Raw genomic sequence first — 16,301 nt, 5'->3', positions numbered from 1 at the left:
TTATTTTTTCTCAGTTACCCGAGCGAGTGCGTCTTCATAAAACTGGAGACTTTCCCTTATTTCCTGCATATTGTCCGCCGGGTTGCGTTCGTACTCGACAGACAGGAAACCTGAAAATCCTTGATCGACCAATTCTGCCAGCATCGCTTCCACCTTGCTCACACCCGTACCCCAGACCACGTCTTCGGCGTCGGGGCCTGCCAGGGAAACATCCTTAAAATGCAGTTGCATCAGTCGTCCACGCACCGTTTGTAAACCCATCACCGGATCCAGTCCGGAGCGCACCCAGTGTCCCACATCTGCACAAACACCCATTCGCTCACTTTTTCCTTCAATCAGACTCATCAACGTATCTGGATTCCAATACGTTGAAGGAGATGCATGATTATGAATAACGACATTGATCTGATAGCGATCGCACAGCGCCGAAACCCGATCCAGGTATTGCGGGTTTGGTTCCGAAACAATGTTCTCGACACCCATCGCTTTCGCAAAGTCGAACAGTGCAGTCCATTCCTGTTCCGATTCCGGACTAATAACGCCGAAATCCATCAGTTTTACGTATTTTGAAGCGAGGTAATCCAGCACCTTTCTTCGTTGATCTTCATCCATCGTAGGAGACATGGTCCCTTCCACGCCCCCACCAATCGGTTGGCCCGGATAGCCGCCAATGTAACGAATTCCCAACGCACTGGCTTTGTCAACCGCGTCAAAAAATGTGTGATTGCGGAAGGTGTAGGCCAGAATCGCCATTTTCCAAGGTGCCTCATATTGGATGGAGTCTGAACGCTTTCCAGAATGGGTGCAAGCCCCACCGGTCAGTAAGAGAAGCACCATAAGGCTTGCAGATAACATACGTCTTTTCATCGGCTCTGATTTAATTTACTAAGATCATATTTTTAGTCGTTTTGAATCGTATATTTCAGCAATACCGAGCTGCGGGGATCGGGCAGCGACAACTCCAGCCCCTGAGACAATTCACGCCCGGTTTTTAGAACCACATCGTGGGTGTCGCAGTTTTCAACTGCGTACCGTTTGTCGGGCGATACACCCGAAAGCTTGACTGTGATTGCGCTGTCCGGCGCTTCCTGCCTGCGGAAGCCCACGATGTATCCGCTGTGATCCGATGGCCGATGCAGTTGATAAGCCATCCAGATGCTGTCGGAAGTCATGCCGTCAAACGTTGTCAACGGATAATAATCTTCGTAAAAATAAGACCTGACTTCCCTGAACTCCTGCTGGCAACGCAACATTTCGATGATGGACGAGGCGCGATCCGTCACCTTCCAGTTGTAGACAACCGACGTTCCCAAGCTCGATCGGAACGTAAATCGGTCATCTTTGTCGACACCGGTACCGGTTTGCGGCAGGAAAAAATTCAGCCCGTAGGTATGTGTCTGGTATCCAATCGGCTCGCCATAGTGGTAATCCGTCCGCCACATGGGAGCGCTTCGCTTCATGGATTCAAAGTCGATGCGCCTGCCGCCGCTGGCACAGTTGTCTACGATACTTTCCGGGAACCGCTCCAGCAGGTAATCCCAAAATGCATACAACCCTTCGATATGCCGGATCTCGCGTATCCCACGCCTACCCGGTTCGTCATTTTCCGCCCAGAAATTATCCACCGTCATGTTGAAATCCTGCCGGTAATAGTCAATGCCATTCGTTTCCATGAAATCGCCGATAAACCGGCACAGCCAATCGCGGGCTTCCTTGTTTCCGAGGTCAAACAGGTAGGCGTCCGTACCCTTTGCGTCCAGCATCCATTTCCGCAGGTTAACGCCCCAATCCGACTCCTTAATCACCCGTTCCGGTTCAAACCACACCATGAATTTCGCGCCTGCACGGTGTGCGGCATCTGAAATGGGCTTCAGCCCATCGGGAAAGCGCACGCTGTCGATGGTCCAGTTACCCACCGTATTCGACCAATTTTTGTTATTTTCCACATCTCCCGAGTGGGTATACCAACCCGCATCGAGCCAAAAAACTTCAGGCGTGAGCTTGAATTGTTTATACCGGTTGATAATTGCCACGGCATAGTCCGCCGTCAGGCAAGTATATTCATTGCAAGGAAACGGGTCGCCGTAGTTGAAGCTTGCCGAAATGGGAAAACGTGCCGGCTTTCCATTAATTTTCGGCGTCTGTTGCTCAATGATAAAACGGCGGAACAAGTTGTGTCCCACCATCCGGTCTTCACCTTTCCAGAATAACAAGCAAATACTCGGTGTCCGGATGGATTCGTCGGCATGCAGGTACGTATCCAGCCATTTCATGCCGGAAGCGAGTGAAACACCGTTCTTCGCATGACCTTGGAAATCCGCATACCAGGTCCCCGACCAACCAACAGCAACCATTGCACCCTGACCGGAAGCGGATTCGATATTGAAAAAAGGAAACGCATTATCCGACGAGCGGCCACTCTCGGGGGATATCTGCAAGGATTCGCCCGGGGCCAGCACTTTCTTCCGCGGGTGGAAATCTGCTTTCGACACGTGCGTTCCGTCGGCATAGTGCAGAGTGATCCGGTCGGACGAATCATCACGGAAATCCATATCAATCACTTTCACTGCTTGCAGCGCAGGTGAATCAGCTGCACCGCCATTGGTAAAATGGAGCACCCATTCCACGGCGTTATACGCCGGATACGCCTTCAGTTGGCATACCACTTCAAGCTTGGTCCGTTTGTCCGTCCACGTATAGGCATATGCCACCACACCCGGTCTACTTTCAGCGACAGGTTCGGCAGAAAAATTCCATTTGCCGATAAAATCCTTTGAAGGAATCCCATCGTACACGAATGAAAACGGCGGGATTGCTCCCTTTTTGAAATGGCTGTTCACCCAGTTCACCACATCGGCATCCCGCCCGGTAAACTTGGCCACGGTTTGCCCCTGTGAATAATTGGGAGCGTGCGCCCACACCAGCAGGCTTAGATATATGAATATTTTCTTTAGCATAATCATCTGTTTTAGTCGTTTATTTTCCATGAGTTGATAGCGTTGATAGATACGTGCGTTGCACCGGTTTAATGAGCCAGACCATATAAAACCAAACGCATGCTATTACTGCAATTGCGGCCAACTGGGTTCCATATTGGTCAGAAGCGATGCCCAAGGCCGGGGTTACCACCGCGCCGCCGGATACGCCCATAATCAACAGTGCCGACACCTCATTGGCCTTCGCCGGCATCCGCTTCATGGACAGCGAGAATATGATCGCGAACAGGTTGGCATAACCCAATCCGAAAATGCTGACAAACAGCAGCATTCCCCAAAGACTGTCGACCGCAAACATTCCCAGCAGGCCGACGAGGGCCCCAAACACGCTGTATTTGTAGAATTTAACTTCGGCATACCTAAGTAACAACATTCCGCCTACAAACGCCCCGAGCGTACGGGCAAAGAAGTACACACTGTTACCTAGGCCCGCTTCTTTCAGCTGCAAGCCGCTTTTCTCCATCAGCAGTTTGGGAAAAGTCGCATTCATTCCCACGTCTACCCCTACCAGCACCAATATGCCGATAAAAAACCAGACGATGTACCGATCCTTAAACAATCCAAATGTCCCTCCAAAAGAGACAGATGCCTCACTTTTATGCGATTGAATCGGTGTAAGCCAAAGCCAAACCAAGGCAACCAACGAGGTGGCGGCGTATACCGGAAATACGAGTTTCCAGCCATAAGCCATACCTGCCGCCCACGTGGTAAGGATCGGTCCCAAAAACGAACAGACGGCCTTAACGAATTGCCCGAGGGTGAGCGTCCCTGTGAGTTTTTCAGTGCTTACCACATCCGTAACCAGCGGGTTCAGCGCAACCTGCAGGAGCGTATTCCCAATGCCGACAAATGCGAATGCGACGAACACATACGAAAAATCGTAAGAAATCACCGGAATTCCCAGCGCGATCACATGCAGGAAGAAACTTAACATCACCGTATTTTTCCGGCCCACCTTATTGATCAGCATCACGGTGGGCACCGAGAGGATGAGAAACCACACGTAACACGAAATCGTCAGCATATTCGCCACCGTGTCCGTCATCGAATCGAAATCCTGTTTGACGTAATTAATCGCCAGGCCAATGATGTCAACAAACCCCATGACAAAGAAGCCAAACATCACGGGAAGGATGTGTATACCGCGTATTTTTTTATGTTCCATCGTGCGGTCTGTTACTGTTGGCGGCAAAGTACGACCGAATGAGGCGCGATCTCCACGGGAAGCTTTCCATCTTTTGCATCCGTATGCGTTGCGGGCGCAAGCATACGATCGTCCTTGGGAAGCGATTGCTCTTCATAACGGTATATGGCAAAGTTCCCTCCGACCGGCGGATTGACAACGGCGAGGGATTTCGCGGAATCGGTAGCGTTGGCAAATACGTATGTCCATTTACCCGCCGTGTCGCGAAACGCCGTACCGATAGCAAACTCATCGTGAAGGTCGATGGGGTGTATGGCCGATCCGGGCTTTACAAACCGGCTGAGCAGCGCATAGGCATGATACTGCGGCCGCACTTCATAATCTTCCTTGATCCGGTCGTAAGTCGAGTCGGTCCGGTAAGCCTCCTTCACGTATTTCCACAGCCCGAGCTGCTGCATCTGCTGGTAATCGGCATCGCGGCCATAGTACTGATCAATCAGGCTCCAATAACTGATACCCGCCGCCCCTGCATTCAGGAAATTGAGGGCAAGGCGCGTCATCAGCACGCCCCGTTCGTACCGATCGATGTCGCGCTGCCGGGTAGCGCCCACGGTCTGGTTTGAGCCGAATTCACCCACCAGGTGGCGTTTCCCCGCGCGTGCGGAAATTTCCACGTTGTTCCGTTCCCAGCGGGCAATCGTGTCATTCGGCGTGTCATAACCGAAGATGTACGTATGGGAGTTAAACACATCCGCCACCTCCGCCAAGTGCTCGGCACAATCTTTCAGGTAGAACGTCCGCGTATCGGTGTTATCGGATAGGTTAAACCGCACCCGGTCGCGGATGCCGTCTTTTTTGAAACGGGCATCGAGTACCTTCGCCATTTTAATGTATTCGGTAGACGTCAACAACGGACCACCGTCGGGCTCATTCATCGGGGTGATTTCCTTTACGCAGGTGTAATGGCGATCGTCGACGAGGTGCGTAATAAGTGCGGCGTAATTTTCGGCCCACTCGTCGTAATCCGTCGGCCCCGTGATCCACACATCTTTCTTTGCGGGGTCGGCCATAAAGCTGGTCTTCACGTGTGCATACGCCGGATCCAGTAACGATACCGATACCGGACATCCCCATACCACGATACAAACCTCCATCCCCTGCTCCTGTGCCAGATCCAGCACCTTATACAGGGATTGCATCTCCGGCGAATCGAAGGTAAACCGACTCGGATCGGTCGCGTGTGGATCATCGTTGTCGTTGACCGGCTCATACCATTGAGGCAGCGCCATCACGCGGAATTTCTGCAGCTCCATGGCCTTTACCCGGCGCACCACGTGCTGCCAATCTTCCGGCTTTGCGCCGTCATTCCGCGTCAAATTTTGAGCAAAAAAATGGGGGTCGAATTCCGCGCCTACCGCCTCCAAAGTAACGGGGGTAGCATCGGCCACCGTTACGTCAGTATAGGGGGTGCCCTGTTGGCACGAGGCCAGCGCCAGCGCGCACAGCAGTCCACCTGCCAACGCAAACCCGCCGTGTTGTTTATTTCTTCTTTCCATCGTAATTACGCTTATTAGCTGTTTACTTTTATGTGTGTCCCAATTTTGATTCGATCGCCTGGATCAAGGTATGGATCACCTTGATGTGGATTTCCTGTATCCGGTCGGAGTATGCAGCCGACGGACTGGCCAATACATGATCCGCGAGCGCAGCCAACCGGTTTTCACCTGCCTGTGTCAAGGCCACCACCCGCATGCCCTGCTGCTTCGCCGAAGCAGCCGCCTGCACCACATTGCCCGAGTTGCCGCTCGTACTGATGGCCAACAGGATATCTCCCGGTTTTCCCAACGCTTCCACCTGCCGGGAGAATATTTCCTCGAAAGAATAATCGTTGCCTACACAGGTAATGTAGGCCGCATCGTTGATGGCAATGGCCGGATACGGTCGCCGGTTGTTGCGGTACCGACCGGTCAGCTCCTCGGCAAAATGCGACGCATCGCATAGCGACCCGCCGTTACCGCAGCTGATGATCTTTCCTCCGGCCCGCAATGTTTCAGCCATGGCGGTAGCCACCTCGTCGATCAATGCGGCTGTTTCCCAACTGACAAACCGGTCCAGTACCACCTTGGATTCGGCGAGGCTGTTATAAATCAACTCCTTCATCATTTTTCATTTTTAGTCCATAGATCCGCCGCGACGGACAGTGCCGAATACGAACCGATTTGTTCGCCCAGTTGCGATCCGACCACCCTGCATACCTTACTGGAATTGGACAGCGCCTCCTGGCTGATGGTTTCGAGCATCTGCGGCTCCATCAAATCCTTGCAGCGTGTGTACACCCCCCCGATAACGATCAGTTCCGGATTGAGGATATCGATGATTATAGACAGCCCCTCCCCGAGCTTCCGGGCCGAAATTTCGAATACTTTTAAGGCCAGTGCATCTCCTTTCTGTGCTTCTTCAGCGACCTTTTGTGCGGTAAGAAGTTCCAGTTCACCCGCATCGCACCAAGGCACTACGATTCCCATCTGCATTTTTTCGGTTACGAGCATCCTTGCCACCTGGGTAATGCCCGCTCCGCTACAGAAACCTTCAAATGATCCGCCTTTGCCATACCCCACGGGGCCGAAGCTCGACAGCCGTATGTGGCCTACTTCGCCTGCGTTATCATTGGTCCCTGCATACAGGCGGCCATCAAGGATCAGTCCGGCACCGAGTCCGGTACCAAACGTCATGAACACCATGTCCCGCGTACCACGGCCCGCACCGCATTTCCATTCCGCCAGTGCACAAGCGTTGGCATCATTCTGCAAGCCCGCTCGTACGCCTACGCGTTGTTCGATAAGGGATACAATCGGAATACCGTCCCAACCCGGAAGATTGGGCGGTGACATGATCAGCCCTTTATTCGTATCCAGCGGACCGCCGCAGCTGATGCCGACCGCCCCTACCTGCGCTCGGGTCAACTCATGCTTTGCCATCATGTCTGCTACCGCCGAACAAATCGCCGACACCGTTTCATCCACCCCTGCGGTGGGGAACCGATCTTCATCCACCAATGTAATCCCCCCATCGCTATAGTGACCATACGTAACCGCGCATTTCGTTCCGCCGATATCAATCCCTAACAAGTGTTCCTTCATTTCCAATCAGTTAATAGCATATATATTTGTTTTTCCTAATAATTCGTAGTACGTATTCAAGTTAAACGGAGGTTCACCATATAAGTAGTGATTGGTATACGGCTTTCCGTCAATTTCACAGCGGATCAGCAACATTCCCTGGCCTTGTTGCGTAGGCAATTCGTTGATGACGACTTTGCCGTTCGCCGGCACCGCAAAGTTCCCTTCATACAACGTTTTGCCAGTGGCAACATCCGTGACCACCACAAGCCCATTGGCATCTTTCCGTGTATCGTTGACCGCCACCAGCGGGTGCTTACCCGCTTTGGCATCGTTGATAAACACACACACATTTTCCTGCACATTTTTCAAGAAATGGAAGGCCAGTTTTTTCGAATTGTAGTAATCCGTCACGGCATCCGACAAGATGGGCCAGCCGTCGCGGATGTTCCACCAGATGATGCCCGACCGTTCGGGCTTATCGCCCCGCCACTTTTCGACGAAAAACTTCATCGCTTCGGCCTGTACCGCTTGCGAACCACGGATGAAGTTGTCTAAATCCGCTGGCACCGATCCAAATAAGATCTTCACCTGGTTGGTCATTAAATCATTACGTCCGCCCTGTTTCGGCTCATCGGGAAATGGCCGCACCGCTTTGGTCATCCATTCGTCGTTCCACAATCCCACGTTGCCATCCAGCCAGGGATTGACGGCATCCTTGGTGAACATCTTTTCCAGCGTGCTCCGGTTGGGAAGGCCGTGGTAACCGATTTCACTTACAAAGCGGGCCTTCGCCTGGGTATAATACGCATCTTTATAGTAGCCGCGCGGGCCCCAAAGATGGTTTTCAGGCAGCAGGTCGTCGTGGCTGCCTCCGTCGTAAACCTGTTGGCTGTAATAGGGTGAGCTGGGCAAAAAGGGGCGTGTCGGATCCATTTCATAAATTACCCGTGGCAGCACTTCCCGGCTCACGCGGTCTTTATTCGGATCGATGTTGAAGTTTATCAACGTCCAGCGCAGGGCCAGGTCGTCTTCGTTATTGCCTGCCCACAGCACCAGCGACGGATGGTTACGGAGTTTCGTTACCACCGCTGTGGCTTCCTCTTCGATCATCCGGGCAAAATCATCGCGCTGGGGATAGAATGTGCACCCCATCGCAAAATCCTGCCACACCATGATGCCGTTCTCATCGCACAGGTCGAAGAACCGGTGGTCTTCGTATACATTGCCGCCCCAACACCTCACCATGTTGCAATTGGCTTCCACCATCAGTTGTACGGCGTCGTCTACTAGGGCAGCATCCCGGCTGTGCAGGGCATCCAACGGTACCCAGTTCGTTCCCCGTATAAATAGCGGTTCACCGTTCACGACAAAGCGGAATCGTCCGTAGTCGCTTGCGACGTCGTTATATTCAGTCCGATCCAGCTGCACCGTACGTATGCCGATCCGGCATTGCGACTCAGAGATCACGCCGCCATTTTCGTCTTCCAGCACCACCTGGGCGTCATATAAAGCCGGATCACCGTAGCCGCGCGGCCACCAGAACGCTACGTTCTGTAGCTCGATGATGCGTCGGAATGCATGTGAAATAACCCGTACCCGCTCCTCGTGTACGACCTTGCCCCCGCGTCTCAGCGAAATGCGGGCTTGCGTACGATCGAGCTTTTCAAACGGTATGGCCAATTGCACATCGACGAAAATCCGGGCTGTTTTAGCTTCCAAGTCAATACTGGAAGTCATCCATTGCGTATGGACGATATGCGTTTCATTAACCACTTGGAGGGAAACATCGCGCCACAAACCAGCGCTGACCAGGCGGGGCATGATGTCCCATCCATACGAATGCGGCGCTTTGCGGATGTAGGTGGACTCGGTGGCGGCAAAGTTGCCCACGCTGAAGGTACCCAGCATATACTGCTGGGCTTCGATTACCGCCGATCGAATGATCACCTGCAGGGTATTTTCACCGTCTGCCTTGAGTGCCTCCGTCACGTCGTACGCATGCTCGATGAACATGTTGCTCGCCGAACCGATGTGTTTCCCGTTGAACCAGATCTCGGCTAGGCAGTCAATGCCTCCAAACACAAGCCGTATCCGTTCTTGGGGTTTCACCCGGGGCGAGGCAAAGGTCTTTGTGTAACACCATTGGTAACCCTCGTACTTCCGCAGGGCATACACATTGCTACCGATCATCGGGTCGGCAATCAGGCCCGCCTTGAGCATATCCAGCTCCACGTTGCCCGGCACGGTGGCTGCAATTTGCTGCGATTGCACCTGGTCCAGCCCGTCCGGACTGGTCACGGCCTTTCGGGGCTGGGGGAAAAAGGATAACTCCCACGCGCCGTTGAGCGAAATATCATCCGCTTTCACCCCAACCGGATTTATTCCGATTAGCAGCGCGGCCAAAGCTAACGTTAGGTAATTTTTCATTGATCGCATCGTTTTAAGACTCTTCATATTGGGTTGCCTGATATTAGCGTATCCGCGCGTTGACCTGCCTGATCTCTTGCAGCATGTATTCCCGCGGACCGTTATCCGGCGAAACATTGATGCCTTCTTCCGTATCGTGTGGCGGATAATCGAACACCCACATCGCAGCGAGCGGTACGTGATTACGTTCGATTGCCTCCAGCAGCTCCATGAATTTTTCCCGCGTTTGCGCCCCATACTTAGCTTCCTGAGCGCCCCATTCACCGAGAAACAGTGGCTTTTTAAGTGCTTGGGCAGCCTCCATGCTTGCGCGGATCAAGCCATCCACCCCAACCGGTTCATCTGAAAAATAGCCCTCTTCGGCCGATCCGGGATACACATGGCTACTCAGCACATCAATCGGATCCGGGTGCTGCACGCCCAGCATCTCGATAAATTCGGAACGCGTATCTTTGGTCCAACTTTGGTTTTTCCAGAGATTCCGGGCTGCCGGCCGTTGCACGGCATTACCGGTAATCACGATCCGGGTACCGTCATACTTGCGCACTTCGTTGGCAAACGCTTGCATCATCACGCGCAGGTCGGCCGTATACAGTTTATCTTCCTTCGACCTTGTCGTGGGCGTACCCAGCTCCGGGACGATGGGCGGCAGGTTGTCGTTATCGCCCGGCAGGTCGACCAGCAGGTTCACCTCATTGCCCTGCTCCCAGCCCCATACCGCCGGCGAATCGCGGTACCGCACCACCACGTCGCGGATAAACTTCCGCATGAGTTCATGCGTTTTACTGCTGGTATTCCCCCACTGGTTCACCGGTTCACCAACCAGATCGGGCACCGTGGGCGTATGCCAGAAGAACGAAGGGATCAACCCGATGCCAAATTCCTCGGCGGCCGCCACGAACGCATCCAACTGCTGGAAATACGCATCGGGATTATTCAGGTACAGTTCCCAGTTTTTCGGCCAATACCCGTTAACCGCAAACCGGATAAACGGAATGTCCCGTTCCTTCAGGTAGGCCAATCCGGCCCGATACGACGTATTATTTTGCTGCCCTTCGTCCAACGTCCGGATAAACGCATTGAAATAATTGACGCCGATCGCCCGGTAAGGCTCACCGTTCAACAGCAACTGGCCCGACGCCGAAACCGAAAGGCCGGGGTAATGCTCTTTTTTCGGAGGCACGCCGGTATCGTCGTCCTCCGGCGCGTCCGAGCCGTTACTTTTGTTGCAGGAATAACTTCCGCAACAGGCCAGCAACGCGAATAGAATCAAGCTCCATTTTTTCTGCATCTTCATCTAATCATATGGTCAATAAATACCCGCATCAATAACCCGGATTTTCCACGAGATTGGGATTGGCCGCAATGCGCCCCTGTCCGATGGGAAAATAGTAATTCTTTTCGGGGAACGTCGGTGTTTTGGCACGGCCGTCGATGTTATCGATGAAATCCAGTCGGTATTTTCCGGACGCCGCGTCATACAGGTACCGCAATCCGCTGTAGGTACGGGTAAGTTCGGTAACGGCTGTCCGCCAGCGGCGCAGGTCCCAATACCGGTGGTTTTCAAACACCAACTCCACTTTGCGCTCATGGCGGACTTTCTCCCGGTCTACGCCACCCAGTTCGGCAATGCCTGCCCGCCTGCGGATCTGGTTGACTGCATCCAGTGCCTCCCCTGCTTTTCCCAGTTCAAAAGCCGCTTCGGCATAATTCAACAAAATCTCTGCATAACGGAAAATCAGGTAGTCCGTGGTTGACTCACTAAACCACGTGAAATTATCCGCTTCGGTGTCCAGGTATTTCATCACCCCGAAACCCGTACTGGGCGTATTCCCTTCCTTGAACCGTACCAATTGGTCGCCAACCGCAGCCAAGCCTTCGTATGAATCGTAACGCCCATCAATCAGGTCACCGCTGCGCGAAATGATACCATTGTGCATGTCGATGGTATTGTCGCCCAGCACGCCCCCTACTGCACCCGGCCAAACCGTACCGTTTGTCCAGATCGACGCAAAGAAACGCGGATCGCGGTCGCCCCACAGTTCGTCCATTGTCCACAGCCGGCTTTTTGCAGCCGCGCGATCCATCACACCTGAAGTACCGTCTTTCCGTTCGAATTCTTCGACCATATCCAGGTACGGTCCGTGGTAGTTGCCCACCCCCCATACATTCGGGCGCGGACATTCAACCATATCCCACGACCAGCGGTTGGAGCCGCCAGCCTGGAAACCCGGCCCGGAATGCCGCTTCACCATAATCGCCTCTCGGTTATCCTTCTTCAAGAAGATATTCTTAAAATTCTGTACTTTATCGGCATCCTCGTCGTACAGGCCGTGCCCGCTCTCCGTCATGATGGCCTTGGAAGCATCGTAGCTGATCTGAAAATACGCTTCCGCTTCGCCGGCCGGAAGGCCCAATAATCCGTCCAGTTGCTGGGAACCGAACTTCGCGATACTTCCCGCATACAATGCCGCCCGTCCGCGAAGCGCCAGGGCCGCCCATTTACTGGCGCGGCCGGCTACGGCCGAGGCAGGCAGGATCGTTGCAATCTCTCCGGTCTCGCCAATGATGAAATCATACAGCTCCTTCTCCGAATTCCGCTTGGGATACAACTCAGTCGAATCCCCGTCCAACGCTTGAACCTTCGTAATCAGCGAAACACCTCCGTAGCGCTTCACCATCGCGAAGTAACAGAACGCCCGTAAAAAGCGTGCCTCGGCAATGCGCTCTTCCACATTCGAGATGGACGATCCTGCTGCGCGCTCAATGAAATTATTCAGGTTCCGGATGGTATAGTAGGCATTACCCCACCATTGCAGTTCCGTACCATTTGCCTGGATACCGTTTTCCTTCATGCCCAGCAAATGCGCCTGTGCACCGAAATTATACTTCGCTTCATCGGTGATCTCAATCGTCCGTACCGGCCCCTCCATCTGGGCACTGAATCCCATGATGGCACCGAAGCTATTATCGTCTCGGTTCATCGGGGCCCCATCCCACGAGTTCATCAGGTTGATTGCATCGCCCACCATCACGGGCGTGCTGGCGTACAGCTCTGCCAGGTGAGCATCCAGTAAATAGGGATCGTTCCATACCACCGCATCCGTATACCGATCCGTGGGAACCTGATCCAATACTTTATAACAAGAGGTCATGGCCGAGGTAGCCAGCGCCACGATTGCCAATTTATAGTTTGTCTTCATGTCAAAAATCAATTAAAATGAAAGATTGCATCCCACACTCATGGTAAACTGCTGGGGATAGTACACGCCCACACCGTATCCTTCGGGCATCTCCGGATCCACGCCATACTTGTTCAGCGAGCTCACCGTGTAGAGGTTCGCGCCCGCCACGTAAATACGGAATCTGCTGATGCCGGCTTTCGTCAGGATTGCCGACGGCAGTTCGTACCCCAACGATAAGTTTTTCAGGCGTGCGTACGCGGTGTTATGGTTCCGGTAGTCCGAATAAAAGTCGTTGGTAGACGAACCCGACGGCCGGGGAAGCAAGGCGTCCGCCCGGTTGTTGTCGCGTTCGTTCCAGTAGTTACCGTAATTCAGCATCGTAGGTGCGCTTTCCAGCATGACATTCGTGGTATAATCGAATGCTCCCTGTACGAGGGCCGAAAAATCAAACCGCTTGTAGTTGAATACGAGGTTCAACCCGAATGTCCAATGCGGCTCGGCGCCCTTACCGATCTCGGCCTGGTCGCGCCAGTTGATGACGTTGTCACCATTCAGGTCTTTATACCTTACATCACCAGGTCTGAGCGACGAATTATCTGTATTCAATGCGTCGAAGGATAGCGGCCAGTTGTCGATCTCGTCCTGGCTCGTAAACAACCCATCGAAGACATATCCGAAACGCCTATCGGTATATGCTCCACTACGCTTATACAACCGTATTTCATCCGGATCGGTATAAACCGGCTCATCAATGGACAACCATTTGGATCGTGAATAGGCGATATTCCCCGTAATGTCATATTTCCAGTCGCCCATCGTTCCGGTTGTTCCCAGCCTCAGTTCCACTCCCTGTGCACGCTGGCTGTTCAGGTTTTCCACCGGCAGCTCCGCGCCGAACGTGGTAGGCAGAGACTGGGTCCGGCTGCCCGGTATCCCCTTACGTTCACGGCGGAATATCTCGAACTCACCGTAGAGCTTTTGGCGCCACAGCGAGAAATCGAGTCCGGCGTTATAGATGGCCATCTGCTCCCAGGTCAACCCCGTATTGGCCAGTCCCGTGGGAATCAGTCCCGAATAGAGCGTATTGCCCAGCGTATAGGTGGCATCAAACCGATAACCTGCCAGGTAGGCAAAATTTGCCACCGCATCGTATCCCGACGATCCGTAGCTTGCGCGGAGCTTCAGGATATCGAATACGTCGTATTTGCTCAAGAAATTTTCCTTCGCTATGTTCCATCCCAATGACACGCTGGGGAAATAGCCCCACCGTTGTCCCTGGGCAAACCGCGAGGAAGCGTCTGCCCGAAGAATCGTTTCCACCATGTAGCGGTCTTGGTAGCTATAATTCAAGCGGCCGATCCAGGAGACACGGCCGTTCGCGAAGCTCGAAGAGTTGTTCGCGGACGTGGTGCGGTCGCCCGCAAACAGTTCCTCGATGGCCATCGACTGGAATCCACCCCGCGATGCGTCAAATCCCCGTCCCCGCTCGTAAACATACTCGTACATAAACATTCCCGACACGTTATGCGCATCCAAAAACGACCGGTCGTAATTTAACGAATACTGTTGCACCAAGCGGTTATCCGTGCTAGCAGCCCTGCTTAGGAACATCGGGTCCTGCGAACTACGCACATACGTGTAGTCGCCCGTTTCGGCACTGTAGGTATAAAACCGTTCCTGGTTCTTCACAATTTTTTGGTCGAACGAATTGGCCCTGTAAATGACTACCCCTTTCGCATTCAAACCAGGCACCGCGCTGACATCGTACCTCAGTTCACCCCGGAGTTGCGTAATGCTGTTGACCTTGTCCTGCGCCCCGCTCAATTCCGAATTTGTACCGAAAATCGGATTCCCGTATGTGATGCCCGCATAGGGCAGCATACTCGGATCGGGCAATTCCAGTGCGAAAGACGGGTCCGCTGCGTAAATCAGGTCGCGCCAGAAGTTATTGTTCGAACCCACTCCATCGGCTCCCGAAGGATACAAGCGGTGTTCATTGAAATACTGAATGTCCACGGCGGCCGAGAGCTGTTGTGTTACCTTGGCCTCTACGTTAGCCTGCACGTTATAGCGGTCGTAGTTTCCACCGTTGGTTTTCAGGATCGTTTCCTGCCGGTTCGCGCCGAAATATCCGTAATATTTAACCGCCTCGGTACCTCCCGAAAGGGAGAAATTGTGGTTCTGTTGGGGCGCATACCGACGTATGGCCGCATCAAACCAGTTTGTGTTCAAGTACTTGGGATCTGATCCATCCCGGAACTTCTGAATTTCTTCTTGGGTAAACGGCACCTGGTCGGCCGGCTTGCCTGAATTGAGCCATTTATCCACTTCAAACTGCGCCCGTTCGGCCGAAGAAGCGGGCCGGATTACGCGGGTAGATCCCTGCAGCGTAAACGAACTGTTGACCTGCACGTTCGGTTTTCCCTGCTTACCCCGTTTGGTGGTCACGAGAATTACGCCATTTCCCGCACGGGCTCCGTAAATTGAGGCCGCTCCATCTTTCAGGATGGATATGGTTTCGATCTGGTTCGGATCCAACGTGTTGATATTCGTTTCGATTCCATCGACGATCACAAGCGGGCTCCCAAATCCGCGGATGTTCAAGCCGGCATCATCCGCGCCGGGGATTCCGGACGTCTGTTTCGAGATCAGGCCCGGTAGCTGTCCCGCCAGCGTATGGGTTACGTTCACCTGAGGCGCTACCGTAATCTTGTCGGTTTTGATCTGCGACACCGATCCGGTTACCGTCGCCACCCGCTGCTGGCCGTACCCCACGACTACCACTTCATCCAGCACCGCCAGGTCTTCGGTAAGCCTAACCGTTAAGCGCTGTCCCTGAATGGCTTCTAGCTGTTGGGTAGCGTAGCCAATGGAGGAGATTTCCAGCGAAGCGTTCCGGCTCACGGTCAAGACAAATTCCCCGCTCTCGTCGGTTGCCGTACCATTGGTTGGCACGCCCCGCTCGACCACGCGCGCGCCGGCCAGTGGTTCGTTCTGTTCATTCATCACCGTTCCGCGGATCGTCATGCGTTCCGGCTGGCTCTGTGCCTTCAACGAGCCACTTTGAAATAGCCATAGGCAAATGAGTACAAGACTCCATTTTAAATTATCCATCATCATTAAATCGGTTAAATAATTGTGTAAACTTGAAATGTATTTGATTCCCTCCTTATTATTGGCTCGTAAAAACAAACACCGCTTTACTTTGGGCGCTTTCTACCCTTCCAGACGACCATAGTGGTTTTTCCCGGATCAATGCTTCCTTCGCATCTGCCAATTCCGTCCTATACAAGTCCCTTGTCCCAAATGCAGCGTAAGCATGCATCCCAAACAAATCTTCATTTTTATCCCCATTAACGCTTACTTAAACGGTTAAGTAACATACCAACAACAATAGTTATAATGCGCTCAAAAATCAACACACCAA

General features: G+C 53.2%; 10 protein-coding genes. All 10 read right to left on the bottom strand.

Annotated elements, in window-relative coordinates; all coding sequences use genetic code 11:
• The 10 genes from IEV98_RS17745 to IEV98_RS17700 are packed head-to-tail and all read right to left on the bottom strand — an operon-like array spanning position 1 to position 15,994.
• Complete coding sequence (locus IEV98_RS17745) at positions 1-867, bottom strand: sugar phosphate isomerase/epimerase family protein (RefSeq protein ID WP_188507372.1); 867 nt, start codon at positions 865-867, stop codon at positions 1-3.
• Between the two features lie 32 nt (positions 868-899).
• Positions 900-2,957: an alpha-galactosidase gene (locus IEV98_RS17740; RefSeq protein ID WP_229738822.1), complete on the bottom strand. Its 2,058-nt coding sequence runs from the start codon at positions 2,955-2,957 to the stop codon at positions 900-902.
• 19 nt (positions 2,958-2,976) lie between these two features.
• On the bottom strand, positions 2,977-4,161 hold the full coding sequence (locus tag IEV98_RS17735) for an MFS transporter (protein ID WP_229738821.1): 1,185 nt from the start codon (positions 4,159-4,161) through the stop codon (positions 2,977-2,979).
• Positions 4,162-4,172: 11 nt separating this feature from the next.
• Positions 4,173-5,696, bottom strand: a complete 1,524-nt coding sequence (locus tag IEV98_RS17730; RefSeq protein WP_188507371.1) for a hypothetical protein — start codon at positions 5,694-5,696, stop codon at positions 4,173-4,175.
• Between the two features lie 28 nt (positions 5,697-5,724).
• A complete protein-coding gene (gene gmhA / locus IEV98_RS17725) occupies positions 5,725-6,303 on the bottom strand; it encodes a D-sedoheptulose 7-phosphate isomerase (protein WP_229738820.1) in 579 nt (192 codons plus the stop codon).
• Complete coding sequence (locus tag IEV98_RS17720) at positions 6,300-7,280, bottom strand: ROK family protein (protein ID WP_188507370.1); 981 nt, start codon at positions 7,278-7,280, stop codon at positions 6,300-6,302. The genes gmhA and IEV98_RS17720 overlap by 4 nt, the downstream gene beginning before the upstream one ends.
• Before the next feature lie 6 nt (positions 7,281-7,286).
• Positions 7,287-9,689, bottom strand: a complete 2,403-nt coding sequence (locus IEV98_RS17715) for a glycoside hydrolase family 2 protein (RefSeq protein ID WP_188507369.1) — start codon at positions 9,687-9,689, stop codon at positions 7,287-7,289.
• Positions 9,690-9,732: 43 nt separating this feature from the next.
• Positions 9,733-10,986 carry a cellulase family glycosylhydrolase gene (locus IEV98_RS17710; RefSeq protein ID WP_188507368.1) on the bottom strand — a complete coding sequence of 418 codons (1,254 nt, stop codon included), beginning with the start codon at positions 10,984-10,986 and terminating at the stop codon, positions 9,733-9,735.
• 28 nt (positions 10,987-11,014) lie between these two features.
• Positions 11,015-12,892 carry a RagB/SusD family nutrient uptake outer membrane protein gene (locus tag IEV98_RS17705; protein ID WP_188507367.1) on the bottom strand — a complete coding sequence of 626 codons (1,878 nt, stop codon included), beginning with the start codon at positions 12,890-12,892 and terminating at the stop codon, positions 11,015-11,017.
• 12 nt (positions 12,893-12,904) lie between these two features.
• Positions 12,905-15,994: a SusC/RagA family TonB-linked outer membrane protein gene (locus tag IEV98_RS17700; protein ID WP_188507366.1), complete on the bottom strand. Its 3,090-nt coding sequence runs from the start codon at positions 15,992-15,994 to the stop codon at positions 12,905-12,907.
• Between the last annotated feature and the right edge of the window lie 307 nt (positions 15,995-16,301).

The organism is Parapedobacter pyrenivorans, assembly GCF_014636865.1.
In the GTDB taxonomy this organism is placed as follows: domain Bacteria; phylum Bacteroidota; class Bacteroidia; order Sphingobacteriales; family Sphingobacteriaceae; genus Parapedobacter; species Parapedobacter pyrenivorans.
This window is presented reverse-complemented; position numbering and strand designations above follow the sequence as displayed.

Bases quoted from the DNA above. Each gene is read 5' to 3' on its own strand.
- IEV98_RS17715 (WP_188507369.1), bottom strand. From the start codon at position 9,689: ATGAAAAATTACCTAACGTTAGCTTTGGCCGCGCTGCTAATCGGAATA.
- IEV98_RS17720 (WP_188507370.1), bottom strand. From the start codon at position 7,280: ATGAAGGAACACTTGTTAGGGATTGATATCGGCGGAACGAAATGCGCG.
- IEV98_RS17710 (WP_188507368.1), bottom strand. From the start codon at position 10,986: ATGAAGATGCAGAAAAAATGGAGCTTGATTCTATTCGCGTTGCTGGCC.
- IEV98_RS17735 (WP_229738821.1), bottom strand. From the start codon at position 4,161: ATGGAACATAAAAAAATACGCGGTATACACATCCTTCCCGTGATGTTT.
- IEV98_RS17705 (WP_188507367.1), bottom strand. From the start codon at position 12,892: ATGAAGACAAACTATAAATTGGCAATCGTGGCGCTGGCTACCTCGGCC.
- IEV98_RS17740 (WP_229738822.1), bottom strand. From the start codon at position 2,957: ATGCTAAAGAAAATATTCATATATCTAAGCCTGCTGGTGTGGGCGCAC.
- IEV98_RS17700 (WP_188507366.1), bottom strand. From the start codon at position 15,994: ATGATGATGGATAATTTAAAATGGAGTCTTGTACTCATTTGCCTATGG.
- IEV98_RS17730 (WP_188507371.1), bottom strand. From the start codon at position 5,696: ATGGAAAGAAGAAATAAACAACACGGCGGGTTTGCGTTGGCAGGTGGA.
- IEV98_RS17745 (WP_188507372.1), bottom strand. From the start codon at position 867: ATGAAAAGACGTATGTTATCTGCAAGCCTTATGGTGCTTCTCTTACTG.
- gmhA (WP_229738820.1), bottom strand. From the start codon at position 6,303: ATGATGAAGGAGTTGATTTATAACAGCCTCGCCGAATCCAAGGTGGTA.